Here is a 21,780-nt window from a genome sequence, read left to right as displayed (position 1 = left end):
GGTGAACCGGCTGCTGCTGGTGGCGGCGGTGGCCCCCGCGTTCGCCCTGCTGCTCGGCACGGTGATCGCGGTGGCCGTGCGGTTCCGGCTCGGCGGGGCGGGCGGGCGGCGGGCGGTCGAACGCCTGGCGCCGGTGCTGTACACGGGGACGGTCTGTGCCGCGGCGCTCCTCGCCGCGGCGCTCACCGGGTTCGACCCGGTGCGTCTCGGTCTGACCGCCGGGTCGGATCCCCCGGGCCCGGACGGCTGGACGGTCGCCGCGGCCACGGTCGCCGGGGTCCTGGCCGGCGCCCTGGGCTACTTCGCAGAACTGCTCCTCGCCCACCGGTCCACGGCCGGACCGCACAGATCCCGGCGGGCCCCCAGCACCACCACCCCGGCCGACGAGGGCCCGCCCGGCCCGGACACGGGTACCGGCCGACGTGCCGTCGTCGGCGCCCAGGGCGATGGCTCCGGTGTGGTCGGCGGGGGCGGTGACGGGCTCCGCGCGGTCGGTGCGCGCGGTGACGGCCCGGGCGGCGGCGCCCGCGGGGCGGACGCCGGGCAGGCGGGCGCCGCCCGCGCCGGCGGAGCGCGTGCCGAGGAGGCGCGCGGCATCGGCACCCGGGCCGGGAGACCGCGGGCCCCCGGCACCCGCGCCCATGGAGCGGGTGCCATCGGTACCCGCTCCGTCGGCGCCTGGGCCGGCACCCCCCGTGTCCTGCTCGCCCTCGGGCTGCTCACCGGGGTGGGCGAGGAGGTGCTGTTCCGCGGCTACCTGCTGGCAGGGCTGCAGGGATCACTGCCGCTGTGGGGGGCGCTGGTCCTGCAGGCGGCGCTGTTCGGCGTCCACCACGCCTCGTTCGGACTGCGTGCAGTTCCCGCCAAGGCCGTGCACGGGCTGCTGTGGGGCGCGCTGACGCTCGCGTCCGGCTCACTGCTCCCCGCGGTGGCCGCCCACGTCGTCTTCCAGTTCCTGGTGTGCCGGCGGCTGACCCGCGGCACGCGCACCGTTCGGCCCACCCACACGACACAGGAAGGAGGTTCGCCCGATGACCGTGACCGCGACGGCGACCGTGCACACGGCTCCGTGGCTGTGCGACGGCCACCGATGGCTCGCTGACGGCTGGGTCCGTCTCACCGGCGGCCGGGTGACGGACTGGGGCGCCGGGACGCACCCGCCGGACCCGGGCGGCGAGCCGGTGCAGCGGCACGGCGCGCTGCTGCCGGGGCTCGTGGACGGCTGTGCCCGGATCACCGGCTACTTCAACCGTGCGGTGGAGGGCGACGCGCTCGCCCCGCACCGCGCCTGCCTCGCCCTGTGCGCGGAGGCCGGCGTCACCGTCGTCCTCAGTGCGGCGGGGCACACCGAACCCTGTCTCGCCCTCACCGAGGATCCCCGCCCCGGCGACCCGGCGCTGCTGTGGACCGGGCCGGTGCTGGACGGCCCGCCGGCCGCGACCACCGCCACCAGGCTGGTGCACGACGCCCGGTCCGCCCACCGGGCGGTCGACGCGGTCACGGCGGACGGGGCGCGGGTGGTCCGCACCGGGCCCTCCCTGGACCCGGGTGCGCTCGCGGCAGTCGTGGCAGCGGCGTCGGAGCGCGGGCTGCCGGTGCTTCACCAGCCGGGCCGCACCGACGCCGTCACCGCGGCGAAGTCCGGCGTACGGCTGGTCCAGGACCTGCCCCGCTGCCTGCTGCCCCAGGCGGCGTCCCCCCGCTCGGCCGCCGGCACCGTACGGGCCTTCGCGGACCCGGCGGTGCGCGCCGCGGCGGCCGAGCCGCTGCGGGCGCTGGCCGGGCAGGGCGTGTCCCTCGTCCCGCTGCTGCACTCCTGGCGGCGCGCGGCGCTGCTGGACGAGGCGGTGTCCGAGCCGCGGTTGGAGCGGACCGTGCCGATGGCGCCGTTCCACCAGTATCTGCTGGACATGCGCGGCCCGGGGCTGGTCTTCGGCCGCAAGTACGCCCGAGAGCACTTCGGCTACGAGCATCTGAAGGGGCCCGCGCGCCGGGAGTTCGACGACGGTTGGGCGTTTCTGCTGGACGCACTGGCCCACGCCCACGACATCGGTGTGCCGCTGGTGGCGGGCAGCGACGCGCTCGGCCTGTCGCTGGTCCCCGGCTACGGCCTGTACGACGAGCTGTCCTGGTGGGAGCAGGCGGGCCTGCCCCGCCGTACGGTCCTGGCCGCGGCGACCGGCGGCACGCTCCGGGCGCTGCTGGACGACGCCGGCGCCGACCCGTGGGCGAGCGGTCTGCTCGCCCTGTCCGCCGCTCCGGAGGAGCTTCCCGCCCTCGCCGTGCTGCCCGCCGCCTGCCGCACCCTCGCCCCGGCCGCCCGCATCCCCGTACCCCCGCAGCCGATCAGCCAGGAGACCCGCCCATGACCGTGACCGTGAAGGGGAGGCAGCCGGCGGACTCGGGTGCCCCGGTGGTCCTGCGGGCCGAGGGCCTGTACAAGAGCTATGACCGCAAGGCGGTGCTCTCCGGGGTGTCCGTCCGGGTGCACGCGGGGGAGATCGTCGGCCTGGTGGGCCCGAACGGCGCCGGGAAGACCACGTTCCTGGAGTGCGTCGAGGGCATCCGGCGGCCGGACCGGGGCGAGGTCGAGATCGCCGGGCTGAGCCGGTCCGCCGGCCCCGCCGCCTACCACCTGGCGTTCGGCGCCCAGCTGCAGGAGTCGAGCCTGGCCGAACGCCTGCGGGTGGCCGAGGCGATGGAGCTGTTCGCCGGCTTCTACGACGACCCCTGGGACATCGACGACCTGCTGGAGCAGATCGGGCTGACCGAGCACCGCCGGGTGTTCTACCGCAAGCTGTCCGGCGGCCAGAAGCGCAGGCTGACCCTCGCCCTCGCACTGCTCGGCAGGCCACCGGTGCTGCTGCTGGACGAGCCGACCACCGGCCTTGACCCGCATGCCCGGCTGGAGATGTGGGGGGTGCTGGAAAAGCTCACCGGCAGCCGTACCGCGGTGCTGCTCGCCACCCACGACCTGCACGAGGCGCAGAGCCGCTGCCACCGGGTGTATGTGCTCGACGGGGGCCGGATCGCCGCCGACGGCCCGGTCGCCGAGCTGCTCGGCGCGGCCGGGCTCAGCACCCGGCTGCGGCTCCCGGACCGGCCGTGGGTGCGGGAGCTGCTGAGCGGGGTGCCCGGCTGGACCACCTCGCGGGTGGTGGCCGGCACGTACTACGCCTACGGCGAGCACGGCTTCGCCGAGAAGGCGGTGGCCGCGCTGCGCGCCCACGTGGCGGCGGAGGACACCGGGCCCGGCACGGCCGGTGAGCTGCAGCAGGTGCTGGCCGCCGCCTCCACCGGCCCCACGGACCTTGAGGACCTCTATCTGACGAGGACGGGAACCCCCTATGAGCCCCGCCATGCGCGTGACTGAACCGCCCGCGCCGCTCACCCCGCCCGCCCGCCGCTCCCCGCGCGGCCTGGGCCGGCTGTGCCGCACCGAGCTGCTGCTGTTCCTGCGGGAGCCCGCCGCCGTGTTCTTCGTGCTGGTCTTCCCGCTGGCCATGCTGCTGTTCCTGGGCGTGGCCTACGGCACCGAACCGGCCGACGGCGCCGGCGCCGACGGGGTGCGCTTCATCGACGAGTACGTGCCGCACATCGTGGTCACCATCGCCGTCAACCTCGGGGTGCTCGGCGTGGCCATCAACATCGCCGAGTGCCGGTCGACGGGGGTGCTGCGCCGCTACCGGCTGGCGCCGGTGCCGATGTGGTGGTTCTGGTTCTCGCAGGTCGCCGTCGGGCTGCTGATGTTCGCACTGGCGGTGGCCGCGCTGCTGGCCGTGGTGGCGGTGGCGTACGGGGTGGTGATGGCCGCGCCGGCGCAGTTCGCGCTGGTGGTGCTGACCGGGCTGGCGTTCACCTTCGCGGCGGGGGTGCTGCTGGGCAGCCTCGACCTGCCGGCCCGCAGTGTGCAGATCACCGGCACGGCCGTGTTCTTCGTGCTGTTCCTCGGCTCCGGGGCGGCGGTGCCGCGGGACTCGTTCCCCGGCTGGCTGCAGACCCTGACCGCCGTCAACCCGATGACTCCGGTCGTCGACGCGTCCGTCGACGCCTATCTGGGCCGCTCCATGGCCTCCGAACTGCCCGAGCTGGCCCTGGTGCTGGTCGCCGCCGCGGCCCTCGTCCTGACCGCCCGCTCCAAGTCCACCTGGGAGGGAAACCGATGAGCACGCTGCGCAGCGAGTGGCTCAACCACCGGGACCGGCTGCTGAAGCCGGTGCTGAACGACACCGAGTTCGGTGCCATCAAGGAGGTGCTCGACTACTACCATCCGCTGGGCCCGCTGCGGTCGTTCACCACCTACTTCCGCTCCGGCCTCGGCAAGCCCATGTACGTGGCCCACGGCCAGTACTTCGACCTCGACCACGCGATGGGCCGGCTGCTCGGCATGCCGGGTCTGAACACCGGCTTCGGCGGCCAGGTGTACGGCGGCGGCAAGGGCCACGACCTGTTCGGGACGACCGCGTCGTCGGTGGGGGAGGCGGTGGAGCGGGTGCTGGGCTCGCTCGCCTACCTCACCCACATGGACCGGATCCTGCACGGCTCCTACCGCACCCTCTCCGGGCAGGGAGTGCCCTGTCTGCACCCGGACCAGTTCCCGGTCTTCGCCCCCGAGCAGCTGGCCGAGGACCCGCTGTACGAGCCGTGGACGGAGGACTCCGAGCTGGGCTGGATCGCCGGGCGCCGGCTGCTGTCCGGGGAGGAGGTGTACCTCCCGGCGCAATTGGTCATGCTCTTCTATCTGCACGGCCCCGACGAGCCGATCATCGGCCTGGCCCCCAGCGGCGGTCTGGCCAGCCACATCAGCCGCCAGGACGCCCTGTGGCACGGGGTGCTGGAGCTCTTCGAGCGCGACGCGGTCAACCTGCGCTGGTACGGCGGTGTCCCGCTGGACCGGATCGTTCTCGACGGACCCGTGCGCAACCCGACGCTGCGCCGCCTGCTGGACACCACCGGGGCGCAGCCCGGCGAGATCACCTTCCACCACCACAACCTCGACCTGCACGACTACCCGGTGATCACGGCGATCGAGCGGGACGGCTGGCTGCGCCGCTACGGCTACTTCGCGGGCGGCGGGGTGTCCGACGACACCGAGGAGGCGATGCTGTCGGCGCTGACGGAGTACTCGCAGGCCGAGCGCAGTCTGCGGATCTCGCTGGCCACGCCCGACTGGGAGTTCACCGAGGCGTTCGGCCGGCAGTTCGCCATCGACAAGGACGCCGAGCCCGCCGACTTCTCCAACTACATCCAGGTCATCCCGTTCTACGGCTTCGAGGAGAACCGGGAGCGGGTCTCCTGGTTCTACGACGGCGGTGAGGAGATCCCGCTGTCGGAGCTTCCGCGGCGCCCGGCCGGCTCCGGTCCGGAGCGGCGCTGGGACCGGCTGACCTCGCTGCTGGCGGAGCGCGGCTGGGACCCGGTCACCTTCGACTTCTCGCTGCCGCAGTTCCGGCACACCAGCCTGATGAAGGTGGTGATGCCGGAACTGAGCCCGCCCTACCCGCCGCAGGCGCCGGGCCTGGGCAACCCCCGCTACGGCAGGGTTCCGTACGAGTCGGGGCGCCGGGAGCGGCCGCTGGACTTCGCCGACCTGAACGTGCATCCGCTGCCCTATCCGTGACCGACCGCGTCCGGCTCGGCCGCCACCGGCGTCGGCGTCACCAACGGTGCCGGCGTCGCCTCCGGGTTCCCGCCCCGGGCGGCGCTCTGCCCGATCAGCACGCCGAGCTGGAGCCGGGACACGGCGCCCAGCCGTGCGGACACGGCGGCGACGTGCCGGCGCACGGTGCGCGGGGTCACCCCGACGCGGAGGGCGACGGACTCGTCGGTGAGGCCCTGGACCAGTCCGGCGATCACGGCTGCCTCGGTGGTGGACTCGGCGGTGGTGGCGACGGGCGCGTAGCGGTGCGCCCGGGGCCACCAGCTGCCGGTGAAACGGGCGGCGGTGCGGGCGGCGGCGTCGGAGTGGCGGTCCGTCAGCAGCCAGCCGTCGGTCTCCGTCAGCCTGACGGCGAGCGCCAGTACGTCCCGGTCGGCGACCGCGATCCGGACCGGCAGCAGTGCGGCGGTCCGCAGTTCGGCGGCTCGCCCGAGCACCCCGCAGGCGGCGTGCGCCACCCCGGAGTCGACGATCACCTGATGCCGCACCGCGGCCCGGGGCCCGGGAGAGCCCTGGGCGCGCGGCATCTCGGGCCGCACCTCCAGCAGTTCGACCCGGGCGGAGGCGGCGACGGACGCGAAGACGCCGTCGATGCGCTCGGCCGGCGCGGGCCGCAGCGCGCCCTGCACGACGGCCGGGTCGGCGCCGTCCAGCGCCTCGGTCAGCCCGGACAACCGGGCCACGGCAGACCGGAGCTGACCGTAGAGCTCGTCCATGGATTGATCCCCCTTGTACGGTCCGGCCGGAACGACGGGACGGGGCGCCTCGGTCACGGCGCCCGGCAGGAGCAGGCACACGGGCGGGATCCCGTGCATTCCGGATTCCTCGGGTACGGGTGACGCACATCCGAATGTGCGGGTCATGTGAATGCTCGCGGGGGGATCAAAGGAGCGTCAAGGAACCGGAGGCCCCGCCCGCATCCCCTGTTCGGGCGGGTTGACAGCGGGCCGCGCGGGCATCTCGGGAGCGGTCCGGGCCCGGTCCGCCGCACCCGACGGGGTCGCGCCCTGCCGGTCGGGTCGCGTTCTGCCGGGCCGGGGTCGTGCCCTGTCGGTCGGATCGCATCCGGCTGGACGGACCAGGCCGCATCGGGCCCCATCGGGCCGGACGGTCTGGGCCGCATCGGGCCGGACGGTCTGGGCCGCATCCGGCCGGGCCGGGCTGGGTGGCAGCGGTCAGCCGCCGAGCGGCTGCTCCGGCGCCAGGGCGTCCGCGATCCGCTCGGCGATCCTCTGCGCGGTGTTGCCGCTCGCCCCGTCCTGGTCGACGGTCGTGGACACGGCGATGGCGAGACGCTCGGAGGGCAGATAGGCCTGGACGGCGGCGAAGCCGGAGAAGGACGGGTTCTGCACCACCCAGCCGTTCACGACGATCACGCCGACCCCGAAGTGGAACTCCTCGGTCTGCGGCAGGCAGACGTCCGCCGGACAGGTGTCGGTCGGGCCCGGCAGGCCGACGGTGCCCGGATCGAGCTGCACCCGGTAGGAGCGCCGGGAGAGCAGCTCGCCCGCGCCGATGGCCCGGGCCGAGCGGGCCAGGTCGCAGATGTCGCCGGTGAGCACCGCGCCCGGGGCGGTGGTCCAGGACGGGTTCCAGAAAGTGGACTCCTCGTACGTGCCGCGTTCGTCGTCGTAGGCGTGCAGGACGGGCTGCGGGATCTGCGGGGTGAAGCTGTTGCGCGTCTCGCGCAGGTCCAGCGGATCCATCACGCGTTCGTCCAGCAGGCGCTCCAGGGGGGTGCCGGTGATCTTCTCCAGGGCGAGGCCGAGGAGGACGAAGTTGGCGTGCGAGTAGCTCCAGTTGGTGCCCGGTTGATACCACAGGGGGTGGCGTAGCGGGAAGGCCACCAGTTCCCGCGGGGTCCACTGGCGGAACGGTGCGGCGTCCAGCTGGGCCAGGAAGTCCGGGTCGGTCACGTAGTCGTGCAGTCCCGACGTCGAGCTGCCGAGCATCCGCAGGGTGATCTCGTCACCGTGCGGCAGGTCGGGCAGCCAGCGGGAGACCGGATCGTCCAGACCGACCCGCTGCTCGTCGACGAGCTGCAGCAGCACCGTGCCCATGTAGGCGATGCCGACCGAACCGATCCGGAAGTGCATGTCGGTGCCGGCCGGAACCCCCGCCATCGACTCGCCGACCGCCCCGGTCACCACCTCCCTGCCGTCGGTCGTGACCCGGACCAGCGCGGCCTTGAGGCCCAGATCCCGGTGGGCCTCGCGCACGATGTCCATGACCCGGCGCGCCTCGCCCCGGCGGGTGTCGGAGGTGTCGGCGCACCGCTGTTCGTGGCGGGCGGCGGCCGTGGTCGCCGTCGTGGTCTGCAGGGTCGTGGCGAGCAGGGCGGCGGCGCACAGCAGCGCCGTACGAGTACGCGTCATACCCGCACCCTCGGCGCCGGTGCGGGCCTCCGCGGGGACAACACCCCGCCGGGCCCCGCAGCCGACCCGTACGGCCCTCACGCCCCACCCGGACCGAGAGCCGGTGGCAGCCACCGGCGGACCGCAGCCGAGGTCCCGGCGGGCAGCCTCTTCGACCTGACCGTGTCGGTTGTGATCGAATCGAGGCCATGAGTCAGAACGTGTACTTCCAGATCTCGGCCGGCGGGGAGGACCTCGGCCGCATCGTCTTCCGGCTGTTCGACGACGTCGTGCCCAAGACCGCTCGCAACTTCCGCGAGCTGGCGACCGGCCAGCACGGCTTCGGCTACAAGGGCGCGCCCTTCCACCGGGTCATCCCCGACTTCATGCTGCAGGGCGGTGACTTCACCAACGGAAACGGCACCGGCGGCAAGAGCATCTACGGCGAGGAGTTCGCCGACGAGAACTTCCAGCTCAAGCACGACCGGCCGTTCCTGCTGAGCATGGCCAACGCGGGGCCGGGCACCAACGGCTCGCAGTTCTTCGTCACCACCGTGGTGACGCCGTGGCTGGACGGCAAGCACGTGGTGTTCGGCGAGGTCGTCGAGGGCGAGGACGTCGTCAAGGCGGTCGAGGCCCTGGGCAGCCGTTCCGGCGCCCCCGCCAAGAAGATCGTCATCGAGGACTGCGGCGTCGTCGCCTGATTCCCGGAGGATCCGGTTCCCCGGTGGGTCACCCGCGCCCCACTGAGCGGGCGGGGGTGACCCGCCGCCGTTCAGGGGGCGGCCACGGACAGCAGCGTGCCGTCCTCGAAGGTGAGGAACAGCGCACCGCCCGACACCATGACCGTGGTGGGGGCCGCGGTGACGAAGGTGGCGCCGGGGCCGTCCTCCTTGGGCCAGTCGGCGTAGGTCCGCTGGACCTCCCCCTCCCCGCTGTCGAGCTCGAAGCTGCGCGCTCCGGCGTCGCCCAGCACCAGCACACGGTCCGCGGCCACCACGGCGGCCTGGGTCCGGCCCACCGTCACCGACCACTTCTCCCGCCCGGCCGCCAGGTCGATCGCCCGCAGGTAGCCGGAGCCGTCCCGTCGTTGCGGGCCTCCGACGACGGCCAGACCGCTCTGGCTCACCGTCATGGAGCCACTGCCTTCGAAGCCGCTGATCTGTCGCAGGGTTCCGGAATCCCGCACACCGTCGGGACAGACGGCGTGCCGCGAGCCCCGGCCCGCCAGGACGCAGCGCTCCGGGACCCTGGCCAGGGTCTTCCCCGTCGCCAGGTCCAGCGTCTGGGCCTCGAGCGCGCCGTCCACCCAGACCCGGTCCCCCACGACGTCCAGCGAGGCCGGGTAGGCCATGTTGATCACGCGTTCCCACAGCTGCCGGCGGTCCTCGAGCGCGTAGGCACGGAACAGCATGTTGTGTGCACCCCCGGTACCGGCGCCTCCCGTGTAGGAGACGAGGATCCGGTCCTTGTGGACCCGGGCGGTCGACGGGGCGTAGCCGGGCGCGCCGGGCAGCGTGGCCACCGGTTCGCCGTCGTCCAGCCGCAGGATCGCGAAACCGTCCCCGTCCGCCGAGGTGATGTAGGCGTGCCGGGCGTCCAGGTCGAGCCCGTCGACGCGGGTGCCGTCGGCCGGCTCGTCCTCGGCCGGGTAGCGCCACAGGGCAGTGCCGTCGGAGGCGTTCCGGGCCTCCAGCCACAGCCGGTTGCCGTCCTCCGTGTGCAGCCGGCAGACGATCACCGTGCCGCTGAGCGCACAGTCCAGGGGCGATCCCGAGCCCTCGAAGGATGCGGACCACGGCGACCATCCCGCGGGCAGCCGGGAGCGGTCCAGCGCGTCCGGGCCGAAGTCGCGGGTCTTGCTGGAGACCACGGGCACGGCGGCGGCCTCGCCGCCACCGGCACCCGTGCCGCCGGGGGAGGCCGAGGCACCCGCGTCGGCCCCGGTGCCCGCCCCGTCGCCGAGCAGCGGCAGCAGCAGCGCGGTCACCGTGCCCACCAGCAGTCCGGCACCGGTGCCGACGGCCCACCGCAGCCGGTTGCGGCGCCGCCGGGCGGCGGGCGCGTCGGTGGCCATACCGGCGGGACCGGCGTCGGGCACGGACCCGGGTACGGACGGGGAGCCGGCCGGGGACGGTGCTGCCGCCGGGCCCGGTGCGCGGCGCGGCGCGGGTGGCGCGATCAGGGCCCTGCCGACGGCGATCTCGTACTCGGTGATCACCTTGCGCACACCGTCCGGCCAGGGGAACGCTCCGGTGCGCGGCGCCGGGGCGGCCGGCCTTTCGCCGGCCGCGGGGTCCAGCGCCCGGACCAGCTCGCCCGGAGTGGGCCGCTGCTCCGGGTCCCGGTGCAGACAGGCGGTGACCACCTCCCGCAGCTCCTCCGGCAGCCCGGACAGATCGGCCTGCCCCTGGGCGATGCGGTGCACGATCGCCGCGAGTTCACTGTCCTGGAACGGGCCCCGACCGGTCGCCGCGAAGCAGAGGACCGCGCCCAGGCAGAAGACGTCGGACCTGGCCGTCACCGAACGGTCCCCGGCGACGTGCTCCGGCGACATGAAGCCCGGGGATCCGACCATGATGCCGGTGGCGGTGAGCGCCGTGGCGTCGTAGGCCTGGGCGATGCCGAAGTCGATGAGCCGCGGCCCGCCGGTGCCCAGGACGACGTTGGCGGGCTTGAGGTCGCGGTGCACCAGCCGGGCGCCGTGCACCGCGGCCAGCCCGCGGGCGAGGTCGGCGCCGAGTTCCCGGACGACGGGCACGGACAGCGCTCCCGTACGGGTGACCGCCTCGTCGAGCGAGGGGCCGACCACGTACGCGGTGGCGAGCCAGGGCCGTTCGGCGTCGGGGTCGGCGTCGACGAGCGCGGAGACGTACGGGCTGCGCACCGCGCGGGCGGCCTCCGCCTCCCGCCGGAACCGCACCCGGAAGTCGCCCTCCAGCTCCAGGTCCCGCCGGACCGTTTTCAGGGCGACCAGGTCGTCCGGGCCGCCGTCGGGCGGGAGAGCGAGGTGGACCGTCCCCATACCGCCGGAGCCGAGGCCGGCCAGCAGCCGGTAGGGGCCGACGTCGTAGGGGGCGTGGGCGTCGAGCGGGCGCAGCACGGTGAGCGGACTCCAGTTCGGGCGGCCGTCGGGCCGGAGGCGGACTTCCGGGACAGGCGCGGGGGATCAGGGGGATCAGGTGGGAAGCTCCATGGAGCGGACGGTTCCGTCGTGGTGGACGAGGTAGAGCACACCGCCGACGGAGAGCAGCTCGGGCGCCCAGACATACGCGTCGACGGTGCCGTTGACGCCGCCGCCCGCGCGGTTGCCGGGGGCGCCCTCGACCTCGGTCCTGCTGCGCTCGCCGCCGTTCAGCGGCAGTGTGTAGAGGTAGGCGTTGTCGAGGAACAGGGCCGTGGAGCCCACGATCGTCGCCTCTGAGTGCACGTACCCGGGCGCCGCGCCGTCGCCCGCGCCGCCCGCGTCCTCCTGGTCGTCCAGCCGGGTGGGGAAGACCCCGACGGTGCGCGGGCTCCGGTCGGGCTCCCACGGGTCGGCGAGGACCATCTTCGCGCGGTCCCGCTCCAGCGTGTAGTCGGCCTGGCCGACGGAGATCACGCCTTCCGCGGCGGCCACCGGGTCGCCGGGCATCACGGGACCGCTGGGCCCCACCGGCTCCAGCGTCACGGCGTCCAGGGTCACGGTCCCCTCACCCTCGATGTCGCACAGCACCCCGCCGCCGTCGGCGCGGACCGCGGTGCAGTCGCCCTTGTCCGGCACGGTCAGCTGGGTCGGCTCGCCGGTGCGCGCCTCGAACGCGGTCAGGCCGCCCTCGGTCACGACGACGAAGCGTCCCTCCACGACCGACGTCCCCGTGAAGACGCCGTAGGCGGCCAGGGGCCGGTCGGAGGAGGCCAGCCGCCGCTGCCAGAGCGGCTCGCCGGTGACGGCGTCGAAGGCGTGTGCCGTGGCCCGTGCTCCGGCGTCCGCGGTGACGAGGACGACCCCGTCGTGGAGGAACAGGTCGCCGACGATCGCACCCGTCTCCTCGCCCTGCAGGGGGCGCTCCCAGCGGACCGTGCCGTCGGCGGCGGCCCGGCCCCGTACCGTCTCCCCCTCGGCGGAGACGACGGTGTCGCCGTGGAGCTGCGGGTTGGTCGGGTTCCCGGGCAGCTGGATACCGCGCGAGCCGGACAGGGCGGGCGACTCGTCCGGAGCGGCCGAGGCGGCCTTCCACAGCGGCTCGCCGTCGGCGGCGCGCACCGCCTCCAGGCCGCCGTCCAGGGTCCGGCACACCAGCAGGTCGCTGTTGAGCGAGCAGCGCCAGGGCCGCCCGTCCAGGGTGGTGCCCCACGGTTTCCAGCCTCCGGGGCGGGCGGCGGGGTCGAGGGGGAAGTACCGGGTGCGGTCGGCGCCGTAGCGGTCGACTCCTGCCACCGGCCGAACGGTGGGCGACGGCGACGGATCCCCGTTCGCGGTGTTGCCGGCCGGGCTCCCGCCGCTGTCGTCCTGCAGCGCCCGCAGCCCGACCGCGCCGAGCGCGCCCACCACCAGCGCGCCCGCCAGCACGGCCGCGACGGTCCTGCCGCGCCGGGCGCCCGAGGGGGCGGCGGGCCGGGCGGGGGCCTGCGGGGGCGGGCCGGTGACGGTCGGCGCACTGTGGACCGGCGCGGCGCCGGGCATGGTGGGGGTGGGCGGCGGCTGGACCACCGGACCCGCCCCGGCCACGGTCCGGGCCAGCTCCTCCTCGTGCGCCCGCACCATCGCCTGCACCTCGGGCGGCCAGACGACGGGGCCGTCCGGGTCGCCGACGGCCGCCCCGAACCGGGCGTCCAGCGCGGCGGCGTCGGGCCGGGCCGACGGGTCGGCGACGAGGCAGTCCTCGATCAGCTCGCGCACCTCGGCTGGTACGGCGGCGAGATCGGCCTCCGCCTGCGAGATCCGGTACAGCACGGCGGCCACCGGACCGTCCCCGAAGGGGTTCTCCCCGGTGGCGGCGAAGCAGAGCACGGAGGCCAGAGCGAAGATGTCGGAGGCGGCGACCACGTGCCGGCCGCCCAGGACGTGTTCGGGCGACATGTAGCCGGGGGATCCGACCATCGCACCGGTCGCCGTCATCGTGCTGGCGCCGAAGGCACGGGCGATGCCGAAGTCGATGACCTTGGGCCCCTCGGCTCCGAGCAGGACGTTCGCGGGCTTCAGATCGCGGTGCTGGACACGCGCGTGATGGATGCCGCGCAGCGCACGGGCCAGGCCGAGCCCGAGGCGCAGTACGGCGCCCGGGGGCAGCGGGCCCACCGCCCGTACCGCCCGCTCCAGGGTCGGTCCCGCGACGTACTCGGTGGCCATCCAGGGCTCCGCGGCGTCCGCGTCCCCGGCCAGCAGGCGGGCGGTGGAGCGGCTCTCGACGGACCTGGCCATCGCCATCTCCCGGCGGAAGCGGTCCCGGAACGCCGCGTCGCCGCTCAGCTCGGCGCGGATGGTCTTGACGGCGGCGAGCCGCGGCTCCGTGTCCCCTGGCGACGCCGGCCGCACATCGGCGCCCAGATACACCTCGCCCATGCCGCCGGTGCCGAGCCGCGCCAGAATCCGGTACGGGCCGACCTGCCGCGGCGAATACTCCCGGACCTCACCGAACATGACGTCATCCCCCTGCTGCCGCTCCGCTCGGTGATCAACCTTCGCACCCGGGCCGGACGGCGTCCAGCGCACGCCGGGCCGAGCGCTGACCGTCTGTCAGGCCTTGGCTGCCTTCGTCCTCTTCGTTCTCCGGGTGCTCCGGGTGCTCCGGGTGCTCCGGGTGCTCCGCACCGAGCACCGGACCGGTGATCCGCCGCCGCAGCCCCGCGATCGGCCGCCGGCGTCGGTGCCCGCGGCCGGGGTCCCTGATGCGTGGCCGGCTTCCGAGGTGTCCAGCGAACCCGACACCCGGTTGCACCTCACACCCTGTGCGCACCGGACACCGCGAGTGCGCCGGATACCTCGGGCGCACCCCGGCCCCTCGACGTCCTCATCCTTTCGGTCGCACCCGACACCCCGCCGTTCCCGACACCCCGCCGTTCCCGACACCCCGCCGTTCCCGCCGGCGGCCGGAACGCCATGAACGCCCTGGTCGGCAGGGGCGACGAGCGGGGCTCGCGACCGGCCACGGCTGGTCGCACCTCTGCGGCGCGTGAGCCGGGGAAGGGGCCTCCGCCGCGAGCGGGGCCCCGCGTCGTACGTGCCGTCGCGCACGGCACCCGGGAGGCCCCTCCGGGCGAACCCGGTGCGGGTCCGGAGGGCGAGGACCGGAGGGCGAGGACCGGTGGACGGCTCACACCGAGTCGCCCGCTGACGTCCGAGATGTGTAGATTGTTACCGCCGGGCGCACAGCAGCCAGGCGTGCCGACGGTCGCTTCGGTGCGCATGAGCCTCGCAGGCGAGGGCCGTATGTTCGACTTGAGCGCGCCGATCGTGGTCACCTTTCTGGTGTACGTGGCCGCCATGATCGGAACGGGGATCTGGGCGTACTCCCGTACGCACACGTTCGCCGACTTCGCCCTGGGGGGCCGCAGGCTCAGAGCCCCCGTCGCCGCCCTGTCCGCAGGGGCCAGCGACATGTCCGGCTGGCTGTTCCTCGCGCTTCCCGGAGCCGTGTACGCGGCCGGCATCGGGGCCAGCTGGATCGCCGTCGGACTGATCATCGGCACCTACCTGAACTGGCGGTTCGTCGCGCCGAGGCTGCGCACCTACACCGAACGGGCCGGGAACGCCGTGAGCCTGTCGGCGTATCTGGAGGAGCGGTTCGAGGACCGCACCCGGGTGCTCCGGATGGCCTCGGCCGCCGTCACCCTGGTGTTCTTCACCGTCTACGTCGCGAGCGGGCTGGTGGCCGGCGGGCTGCTGTTCACCACCGTCTTCGACATCCGCTTCGGGATCGGGGTGACCCTGACCGCCCTGGTGATCGTCGTCTACTCGTGCCTGGGCGGATTCCTCGCCGTGAGCCTGACGCACGTCCTGCAGGGCACCTTGATGTTCCTGGCCCTGCTGGTGCTCCCCATCACCGGTGTCGTGGCGCTCGGCGGCTTCGGGGCACTGGGCGACGCCCTCGACGCCAGGGCACCCGGGCTGCTGGACATGGGTGCCGACGTCGGCTACGCGGACGGCCAGTGGTCGGCGGGCGGGCCGCTCGGCGCCGTCGCGATCCTCTCGCTGCTCGCCTGGGGCCTGGGCTACTTCGGTCAGCCGCACATCCTGGCCCGCTTCATGGGCATCCGCAGCATCCGTGCCATCCCCGCGGCCCGGCGCATCGGAACGGGCTGGGTCGTCGTCGTGCTCGGCGGTGCCACGCTCGTCGGTCTCGTCGGGATCGGGCAGCTCGGCCCGCCGCTCCCCGACCCGGACACCGTGTACGTGGTGCTGAGCCAGACGCTGCTCAACCCCTGGGTCGCCGGGCTGATGCTGATCGCCGTACTGGCCGCGATCATCTCGACCGCGGACAGCCAGCTACTGGTGTCGTCGGTCGCCCTCACGGAGGACTTCTACCGCGCGCTCCTCAACCGCCGCGCCTCGGACCGGGCGCTGGTGTGGCTGGGGCGCGGCGCCGTCGTCCTGGTGATCGTGATCGCCTACGTGATCGCGCTGAGAGCCGACGGCCTGCTGGGCGTCGTCGCCTACGCCTGGGCGGGCTTCGGGGCGGCCTTCGGCCCGGTCGTCCTGCTCTCGCTGTACTGGCCGCGCATGACCTGGGCGGGGGCCATGGCCGGGATCGTCTCGGGCGCGGGCACGGTACTGCTCTGGGACCGGATCAACCCCCTGCTCGGACCGCTCGAGTCGGGCATCTACGAGATGGTCCCGGGCGTGCTGGTGGCCACCCTGGCCGCGCTGCTCTTCGGCAGATTCGTCGGCCGGCCACCCGAACGGGCGTTCTGGCGGATGCCGGGCGGCGGGGTGAGCCAGCTGATGCTGACCCCGTTCCTCACCCAGGCACCGGTCGGCATCGCCGTTCTGGACACGGACCTGCGCTACGTCTGGGTGAACAAGCCGCTGGACCGCCTGGTCCCGCTCGCCCAGCGGCTGGGGCGGGAGGCGAGGGAGGTGCTGCCCAGGTCGGACGCGGAGGCGTTCGAGGAGCACATGCGGACGGTTCTGCGGACCGGGCGCCCGGTGATGGACCACGAGTTCCGCGGCGCCGGGCTCAACGACCCGCACCAGGATCGGGCGTACTCCGCGTCCTTCTTCGCCATGAAGGACCGCCAGGGCCGCCGGGTGGGCATCTGGTACATGATCATCGACGTCACCGACCGCCGGCGGGCCCAGGAGCGCCTGGCCCTGCTGAAGGAGGCCGGTGCCGGGATCGGCAGCACGCTGAACGTGACGCGGACCGCGCAGGAGCTGGCCGACGCGGCCGTACCGTCCCTCGCCGAGTTCGCCGCAGTCGACCTGCTGGACACGGTCATGCGCGGGGAGGAACCGGCCCCCGGACCGGTCGGCATGACACCCGTCCTCCGCCGCGCGGCCCGGCAGACGGTGCACGCGGACTGGCCGACGGCGACCCTGGCGGTGGGGGAGACGGTGCGGCGGGCCCCGTCCTCGCCCGTGACCCGCTGCCTGCTGGAGAGCAGGACACTGGTGGAACACACCGTGGACCCCGCCACCAGCTCCTGGCTGACCGAGGACCCATCCCTGGGCGACTCCATCCGCGCGTTCGGCTTCCGCTCGCTGATGGTGGTCCCCGTGCGGGCCAGGGGCGTCACCCTGGGCGTGGCGACCTTCGGCCGGTCCCGGAAGGCGAGCCCCTTCGAGGAGGACGACGTACGCCTCGCCGAGGAGTTCGTCTCCCGAGCGGCGGTGAGCATCGACAACGCACGCCGCTTCACCCGCGAACGCACCGCGGCCCGCTCCATGCAGCGCTCGCTGCTCCCGCAGAAGCTGACGGGAGGGTCCGCCCTGGACGTGGCGTCCTGGTACCTCCCGGCGGACGCCCCCAGCGGGGTGGGCGGCGACTGGTTCGACGTGATCCCGCTCTCGGGGGCCCGGGTCGCCCTCGTCGTCGGTGACGTCGTCGGCCACGGCATGAACGCGGCCACCACCATGGGGCGCCTGCGCACCGCGGTCCGCACGCTCGCCAACCTGGACCTCGCCCCGGACGAGGTACTGGCCCACCTGGACGACCTGGTCATCGGCCTCATCGAAGCGGACGACGGTGGTGAGCCGACGGAGGCCGAGGACGAGACGATGGGCGCCGCGTTCCTCGGAGCCACCTGCCTGTACGCCGTGTACGACCCGGTCAGCAGACGGTGCACGCTGGCCCGGGCCGGACACCTCCCGCCGGTGTTCGTCGGCCCGGACGGCGGTGCCGAACTCCTGGACCTGCCCGCCGGACCGCCCCTCGGGCTCGGGTACCTCCCCTTCGAGTCCGTCGACCTGGAGGTGCCCGAGGGCAGCCTCATCGCCCTCTACACCGACGGTCTCATCGAGAGCTACGACCGGGACATCGACGTCGGCCTCTCCCGTCTCGGCACCGCACTGGCGGAGCGCGGACCGACGCTGGAGGAGATCGGCCGCACGGCGGTCGGCGCCCTGCTCGCGGGCCCCCCGTCCGACGACGCTGCGCTGCTGCTGGCCCGGACCCGGGTCCTGGCCCCCGACCAGGTCGCCTCCTGGGACCTGCCGCGCGACCCGGCCGCCGTGGGGCAGGCCCGGGCCTGCGCCACCGGGCGGCTGGCGGAGTGGGGCATGGACGAGCTGGCGTTCACCACGGAGCTGATCGTCAGTGAACTGGTCACCAACGCCATCCGCCACGCGATCGGACCGGTCTCGCTCCGCCTGATCCGGGACCGTGCCCTGATCTGCGAGGTCTCCGACGCCAGCAGCACCTCCCCGCGGCTGCGCCACGCCCGGACCACCGACGAAGGGGGCCGGGGCCTGCTGATCGTGGCCCAGCTCGCCCAGCGCTGGGGCACCCGCTACACGACGACCGGCAAGACCATCTGGACGGAGCAGGTCGTCCCCGCCGAGCCGCTCACCGCCGAGCCGCTCAGCGCAGGACCGCTCACCTGACCGCGCCGCCGGTCCACCGGCTCCGGGGTGGCTCCTCGTCCGGCCGGCTGCGGGGCGTTGCGATCCCCGGGTTCCCGGAGGAACCGGTCGCCGAGACTGCTCGGTCGCCGGCCGCTCAGTCGCCGACCACTCCGGCGTCGATGCGCTGACCACGCGATGTGTCCACCACGATGGGGATGCCGTTGGGGATCTGTCCGTCGAGCCGGTCGAGCAGGGACTGGGTCGGCGGGAGCTCTCCGGGGGTGCGGACGTGGATGTGCATCGTCCGGGACGTCGCGTCGACACTCGTGACGGACGCGCCCGGCTCGTCGGCGAGCCACTGCTGCGCCGCCTGCTTGGTCCGGTCGGTCCAGTGGTCGAGCAGGAAGGTGATCACGGTGTTGCCGCTGAGCGGAACGATCACGACGGCGAACAGCAGGGCCATGGCGACATAGGTCCGGCGGGCGGGCCGCCCGGCCGCCTGGTCGGCCCGGGTGCCGTAGCCGAGGGTGGCGAAGACCACCATGCCGCCGAAGACCAGCGCGAAGAGGTTGGAGACGAACAGCACCAGCGCGCCCAGCGCGAACCATCCCGACAGCCGGCCCAGGCACACTCCGGCCACCACCAGCGGCGGGACGAGGGAGATCGCGATCGCGACCCCGGGCAGTACGGCGGCGACGTCCCGCCGGGCCAGCGCCACCGCGCCGGCGAATCCCGTCGCCAGGGCCGCGATCAGGTCCATCAGCCCCGGTGAGGTCCGCGACGCGATCTGGCTGTTGGAGAGCAGGTCGTAGCCGGTGGGGAGCACCAGCGAGAACACGACCCCGACCGCGATCACCAGCGAGCAGCCGAAGAAGACGACCCTGGTCGACCCGGTGCGGCGGCGCTGCACCGAGCCCAGAGCGATGCCCATGATCGGCGTCGACAGCGGCGCGATGATCATCGCCCCGATCACGGTGGCCGTCGAGTCCAGGAGTACTCCGCCGGCCGCGATGGCCGAGGACAGCGTCAGCATGGTCCAGAAGGCCGACCGCTTGGACGTGGTGTCCCCGGTCGACATGTCCAGATCGTCGGTCAGCTCCTCCAGCGAGCGACGCTGTGCGGGCGGCAGGACACGGGCGCGAACGTTGCTGATCACGCCCCCAAACAACCACGATCGGCACGGCTTCGGCGGTCAGGACACGGGCGCGCGGGTCCGGTCCACCCCGCCGGCAACCGCTTGCGGGAATTGCGGCTGCAGAGCTTGCAGGCCCCAGCCGCCTGCGGCCGGGAGAGACACGGGCGTGTTCCCCGATCCGGAGACCGGTCGGCCGTAGCGTCGTGACGGTCGGCCACAGGTCGGGGCGCGAGACGCGAGACAGGGGAGTGCTGCTCATGGGACGGGTTCGGCGCTGGACGGGTGCGGCGGCAGCGGGAGGCGGCGTGGCCGTCGCCGGCTACCTGGGGCTGGTGACCGGGGTCCTCCCCGTCGACCTGGGGCTGGGCAGGCGCACCCGCCCGCTCGGCCCGCAGTCCGTGGACATCGCCGCTCCCCGGGAGGTGGTCTTCGACGTGGTGGCACAGCCGTACCTCGGCCGTACGCCGAGGGCGATGCGGGAGAAGCTGCACGTCCTCGAACGCGGCAGCGACCTGGTGCTGGCCGAGCACTTCACCCCCGTCGCGGGCGGGCGGCTGACGGCCGTCACGGTGGAGACCGTACGGTTCACCCGCCCCGGACGGATCGACTTCCGGCTGGTGCGCGGGCCGGTGCCGCAGGTCACCGAGTCCTTCGTGCTGAGCGAGCACGAGGCGGGAACACGGCTGGTGTACGAGGGGGAACTGGGCACTGACCTGTGGCGCCTCGGGCAGTGGTGGGGAGCCGCGGTGGCCAGGCGGTGGGAGAGCACGGTCGCCGCCTCCCTCGCCTCCCTCGGGACCGAGGCCGAGCGCAGGGCCGCCGCACTTCCGGACTGAGCCCGTGCCCGGCCCGGTGAGCGCGCTCACCGGACCCCGGTACTGCGTGACGACGAAGCGATGACGAAGCGATGACGAAGCGACGACGAAGCGACAGCGAAGCGACGACGAAGCGAGGGCGAACAACGCGATGACCACGAACCGTCACCCTTCACCCGAACGGGGAGAGCCGGCAGCGCCGGGCGGCTCCCGTGCGAAACGGGACCGGCAGGAGGTGTTCGTCGAATTCACCAGGTCGATCTGCCCGCTGTGCAAGACCCCGGTCGACGCCCAGGTCAACATCCGCCAGGGCAGGGTCTATCTGCGCAAGCGCTGCCGCGACCACGGCGAGTTCGAGGCCCTGGTCTACGGGGACGCGGAGGAGTACCTGTCGTCCGGCCGGTTCAACAAACCCGGCACCATCCCGCTGACCTTCCAGACCGAGGTGAAGAACGGCTGCCCCAGCGACTGCGGGCTGTGCCCCGAACACAAGCAGCACGCCTGCCTGGGCATCATCGAGGTCAACACGGGGTGCAACCTGGACTGCCCGATCTGCTTCGCCGACTCCGGCCACCACAGCGACGGCTACTCGATCACCCACGAGCAGTGCGAGACGATGCTGGACGCCTTCGTCGCCTCCGAGGGCGAGGCGGAGGTGGTGATGTTCTCCGGCGGCGAGCCCACCATCCACCGGCACATCCTCGACTTCATCGACCTCGCCCAGGCCCGCCCGATCAGGAACGTCACCCTCAACACCAACGGCATCCGTCTCGCGAGCGACCGGAACCTCGTCGCCGAACTCGGCAGGCGCAACCGGCTCCCGGGCCGGTCGGTCAGTGTATACCTGCAGTTCGACGGCTTCGACGAGCGCACCCACCGCGAGATCCGGGGCCGTGACCTGCGGGGTCTCAAGCAGCGTGCCCTGGACAACTGCGCCGAGGAGGGACTGACCGTCACCCTCGTCGCGGCCGTCGAACGCGGCCTGAACGAGCACGAGCTGGGCGCCGTCATCGAGTACGGCGTCGACCACCCGGCCGTACGGTCGGTGGCGATCCAGCCGGTCACCCACTCCGGTCGGCACGTCCCCTTCGACCCGCTGAACCGCCTGACCAACCCGGACGTGATCCGCCTCATCGAGGAGCAGCTCCCGGGCTGGTTCCGCAGGGGCGACTTCTTCCCCGTGCCGTGCTGCTTCCCCACCTGCCGCTCGATCACCTACCTCCTGGTGGACGGCAACCAGGACGACCGGACCGTCGTACCCGTCCCGCGGCTGCTCCAGGTCGAGGACTACCTCGACTACGTCACCAACCGCGTCCTGCCCGACACCGGCATCCGCGAGGCACTGGAGAGGCTGTGGTCGGCGTCGGCGTTCATGGGCACGGAGACGACGGAGCAGAAACTGCGGGCCACGGCCGAGGCCCTGGACTGCGCCGACACGTGCGGCATCGACCTGCCGGAGGCGGTGAAGGAGCTGAGCGACAAGGCATTCATGATCGTCGTCCAGGACTTCCAGGACCCATACACCCTCAACGTCAAGCAGCTGATGAAGTGCTGCGTGGAGGAGATCACCCCCGACGGCCGGCTGATCCCGTTCTGCGCGTACAACTCGGTCGGCTACCGCGAAGAGGTCCGCGCGGCCATGTCCGGCATCCCCGTCGCGCCGGTGGCGCCCAACGCCCTGCCCCTCGCCGACCGCCTCGCCGACACCCCGTACGGCTCCCGGACCGCAGCCCGACAGGAGGGCACCCGATGAGTGCCGAGGCACCCGGCAGCCCGGGCGGCGACAGCCTGAAAGCCTGCTGCGCCGCCGCCTACTCCTCCGACGTCGTCAC

14 protein-coding genes are annotated in these 21,780 nt (G+C 73.7%); 9 read left to right on the top strand and 5 right to left on the bottom strand.

The window, feature by feature from the left end:
- Window position 1 precedes the first annotated feature (1 nt).
- Genes V5O46_RS25420 through V5O46_RS25400 form a run of 5 tightly spaced genes read left to right on the top strand, consistent with a single transcriptional unit; the run spans window position 2 to window position 5,620 of the window.
- Window positions 2-1,102: a CPBP family intramembrane glutamic endopeptidase gene (locus V5O46_RS25420; protein WP_332887023.1), complete on the top strand. Its 1,101-nt coding sequence runs from the start codon at window positions 2-4 to the stop codon at window positions 1,100-1,102.
- Window positions 1,032-2,369 carry a hypothetical protein gene (locus V5O46_RS25415; protein WP_332887022.1) on the top strand — a complete coding sequence of 446 codons (1,338 nt, stop codon included), beginning with the start codon at window positions 1,032-1,034 and terminating at the stop codon, window positions 2,367-2,369. The genes V5O46_RS25420 and V5O46_RS25415 overlap by 71 nt, the downstream gene beginning before the upstream one ends.
- Window positions 2,366-3,373, top strand: a complete 1,008-nt coding sequence (locus V5O46_RS25410) for an ABC transporter ATP-binding protein (protein WP_332887021.1) — start codon at window positions 2,366-2,368, stop codon at window positions 3,371-3,373. Before V5O46_RS25415 ends, V5O46_RS25410 begins: the two co-directional genes overlap by 4 nt.
- Window positions 3,360-4,166 carry an ABC transporter permease gene (locus V5O46_RS25405; protein ID WP_332887020.1) on the top strand — a complete coding sequence of 269 codons (807 nt, stop codon included), beginning with the start codon at window positions 3,360-3,362 and terminating at the stop codon, window positions 4,164-4,166. Before V5O46_RS25410 ends, V5O46_RS25405 begins: the two co-directional genes overlap by 14 nt.
- Window positions 4,163-5,620 (top strand): YcaO-like family protein, encoded by a 1,458-nt coding sequence (locus tag V5O46_RS25400; protein ID WP_332887019.1) that lies wholly within the window; start codon window positions 4,163-4,165, stop codon window positions 5,618-5,620. Before V5O46_RS25405 ends, V5O46_RS25400 begins: the two co-directional genes overlap by 4 nt.
- Here the strand turns inward: V5O46_RS25400 and V5O46_RS25395 are convergent.
- On the bottom strand, window positions 5,611-6,375 hold the full coding sequence (locus V5O46_RS25395; RefSeq protein WP_332887018.1) for a helix-turn-helix transcriptional regulator: 765 nt from the start codon (window positions 6,373-6,375) through the stop codon (window positions 5,611-5,613). The two genes, V5O46_RS25400 and V5O46_RS25395, sit on opposite strands and share 10 nt — an antisense overlap.
- A gap of 459 nt (window positions 6,376-6,834) precedes the next feature.
- The gene (locus V5O46_RS25390) at window positions 6,835-8,034 is read right to left on the bottom strand and encodes a serine hydrolase domain-containing protein (protein WP_332887017.1); all 1,200 of its coding nucleotides are present in this window, start codon (window positions 8,032-8,034) and stop codon (window positions 6,835-6,837) included.
- A 188-nt stretch (window positions 8,035-8,222) separates the two neighbouring features.
- On the opposite strand from V5O46_RS25390, the gene V5O46_RS25385 reads away from it, so the two are divergent.
- Window positions 8,223-8,717, top strand: coding sequence for a peptidylprolyl isomerase (locus V5O46_RS25385; RefSeq protein WP_332887016.1), 495 nt, complete (start codon window positions 8,223-8,225; stop codon window positions 8,715-8,717).
- Between the two features lie 71 nt (window positions 8,718-8,788).
- Here the strand turns inward: V5O46_RS25385 and V5O46_RS25380 are convergent, their stop codons facing one another.
- Entirely contained in the window at window positions 8,789-11,116 is a 2,328-nt protein-coding gene (locus V5O46_RS25380; protein WP_332887015.1) for a serine/threonine-protein kinase, read from the bottom strand.
- Window positions 11,117-11,191: 75 nt separating this feature from the next.
- A complete protein-coding gene (locus V5O46_RS25375; RefSeq protein WP_332887014.1) occupies window positions 11,192-13,636 on the bottom strand; it encodes a protein kinase domain-containing protein in 2,445 nt (814 codons plus the stop codon).
- Between the two features lie 789 nt (window positions 13,637-14,425).
- Between V5O46_RS25375 and putP the strand changes: the two genes are divergently transcribed.
- The gene (putP, locus tag V5O46_RS25370; RefSeq protein ID WP_408649058.1) at window positions 14,426-18,037 is read left to right on the top strand and encodes a sodium/proline symporter PutP; all 3,612 of its coding nucleotides are present in this window, start codon (window positions 14,426-14,428) and stop codon (window positions 18,035-18,037) included.
- Between the two features lie 115 nt (window positions 18,038-18,152).
- On the opposite strand, the gene V5O46_RS25365 is transcribed toward putP, so the two are convergent.
- Window positions 18,153-19,154 (bottom strand): TIGR00341 family protein, encoded by a 1,002-nt coding sequence (locus V5O46_RS25365; RefSeq protein WP_332887012.1) that lies wholly within the window; start codon window positions 19,152-19,154, stop codon window positions 18,153-18,155.
- A 236-nt stretch (window positions 19,155-19,390) separates the two neighbouring features.
- Between V5O46_RS25365 and V5O46_RS25360 the strand changes: the two genes are divergently transcribed.
- Both V5O46_RS25360 and V5O46_RS25355 read left to right on the top strand, forming a co-directional pair.
- A complete protein-coding gene (locus tag V5O46_RS25360) occupies window positions 19,391-19,969 on the top strand; it encodes an SRPBCC family protein (protein ID WP_332887011.1) in 579 nt (192 codons plus the stop codon).
- Window positions 19,970-20,183: 214 nt separating this feature from the next.
- Window positions 20,184-21,701, top strand: coding sequence for a radical SAM protein (locus V5O46_RS25355; RefSeq protein WP_332887010.1), 1,518 nt, complete (start codon window positions 20,184-20,186; stop codon window positions 21,699-21,701).
- The last annotated feature ends 79 nt before the right edge of the window (window positions 21,702-21,780 follow it).

The sequence above is a fragment of the Streptomyces poriticola genome, assembly GCF_036689765.1.
Lineage (GTDB): Bacteria > Actinomycetota > Actinomycetes > Streptomycetales > Streptomycetaceae > Streptomyces > Streptomyces poriticola.
The sequence above is the reverse complement of the archived record's forward strand: the minus strand, read 5'-3'. Positions and strand labels throughout refer to the sequence as shown.

Bases quoted from the DNA above. Each gene is read 5' to 3' on its own strand.
- V5O46_RS25415 (WP_332887022.1), top strand. From the start codon at position 1,032: ATGACCGTGACCGCGACGGCGACCGTGCACACGGCTCCGTGGCTGTGC.
- V5O46_RS25410 (WP_332887021.1), top strand. From the start codon at position 2,366: ATGACCGTGACCGTGAAGGGGAGGCAGCCGGCGGACTCGGGTGCCCCG.
- V5O46_RS25405 (WP_332887020.1), top strand. From the start codon at position 3,360: ATGCGCGTGACTGAACCGCCCGCGCCGCTCACCCCGCCCGCCCGCCGC.
- V5O46_RS25400 (WP_332887019.1), top strand. From the start codon at position 4,163: ATGAGCACGCTGCGCAGCGAGTGGCTCAACCACCGGGACCGGCTGCTG.
- V5O46_RS25395 (WP_332887018.1), bottom strand. From the start codon at position 6,375: ATGGACGAGCTCTACGGTCAGCTCCGGTCTGCCGTGGCCCGGTTGTCC.
- V5O46_RS25390 (WP_332887017.1), bottom strand. From the start codon at position 8,034: ATGACGCGTACTCGTACGGCGCTGCTGTGCGCCGCCGCCCTGCTCGCC.
- V5O46_RS25385 (WP_332887016.1), top strand. From the start codon at position 8,223: ATGAGTCAGAACGTGTACTTCCAGATCTCGGCCGGCGGGGAGGACCTC.
- V5O46_RS25375 (WP_332887014.1), bottom strand. From the start codon at position 13,636: ATGTTCGGTGAGGTCCGGGAGTATTCGCCGCGGCAGGTCGGCCCGTAC.
- putP (WP_408649058.1), top strand. From the start codon at position 14,426: ATGTTCGACTTGAGCGCGCCGATCGTGGTCACCTTTCTGGTGTACGTG.
- V5O46_RS25360 (WP_332887011.1), top strand. From the start codon at position 19,391: ATGGGACGGGTTCGGCGCTGGACGGGTGCGGCGGCAGCGGGAGGCGGC.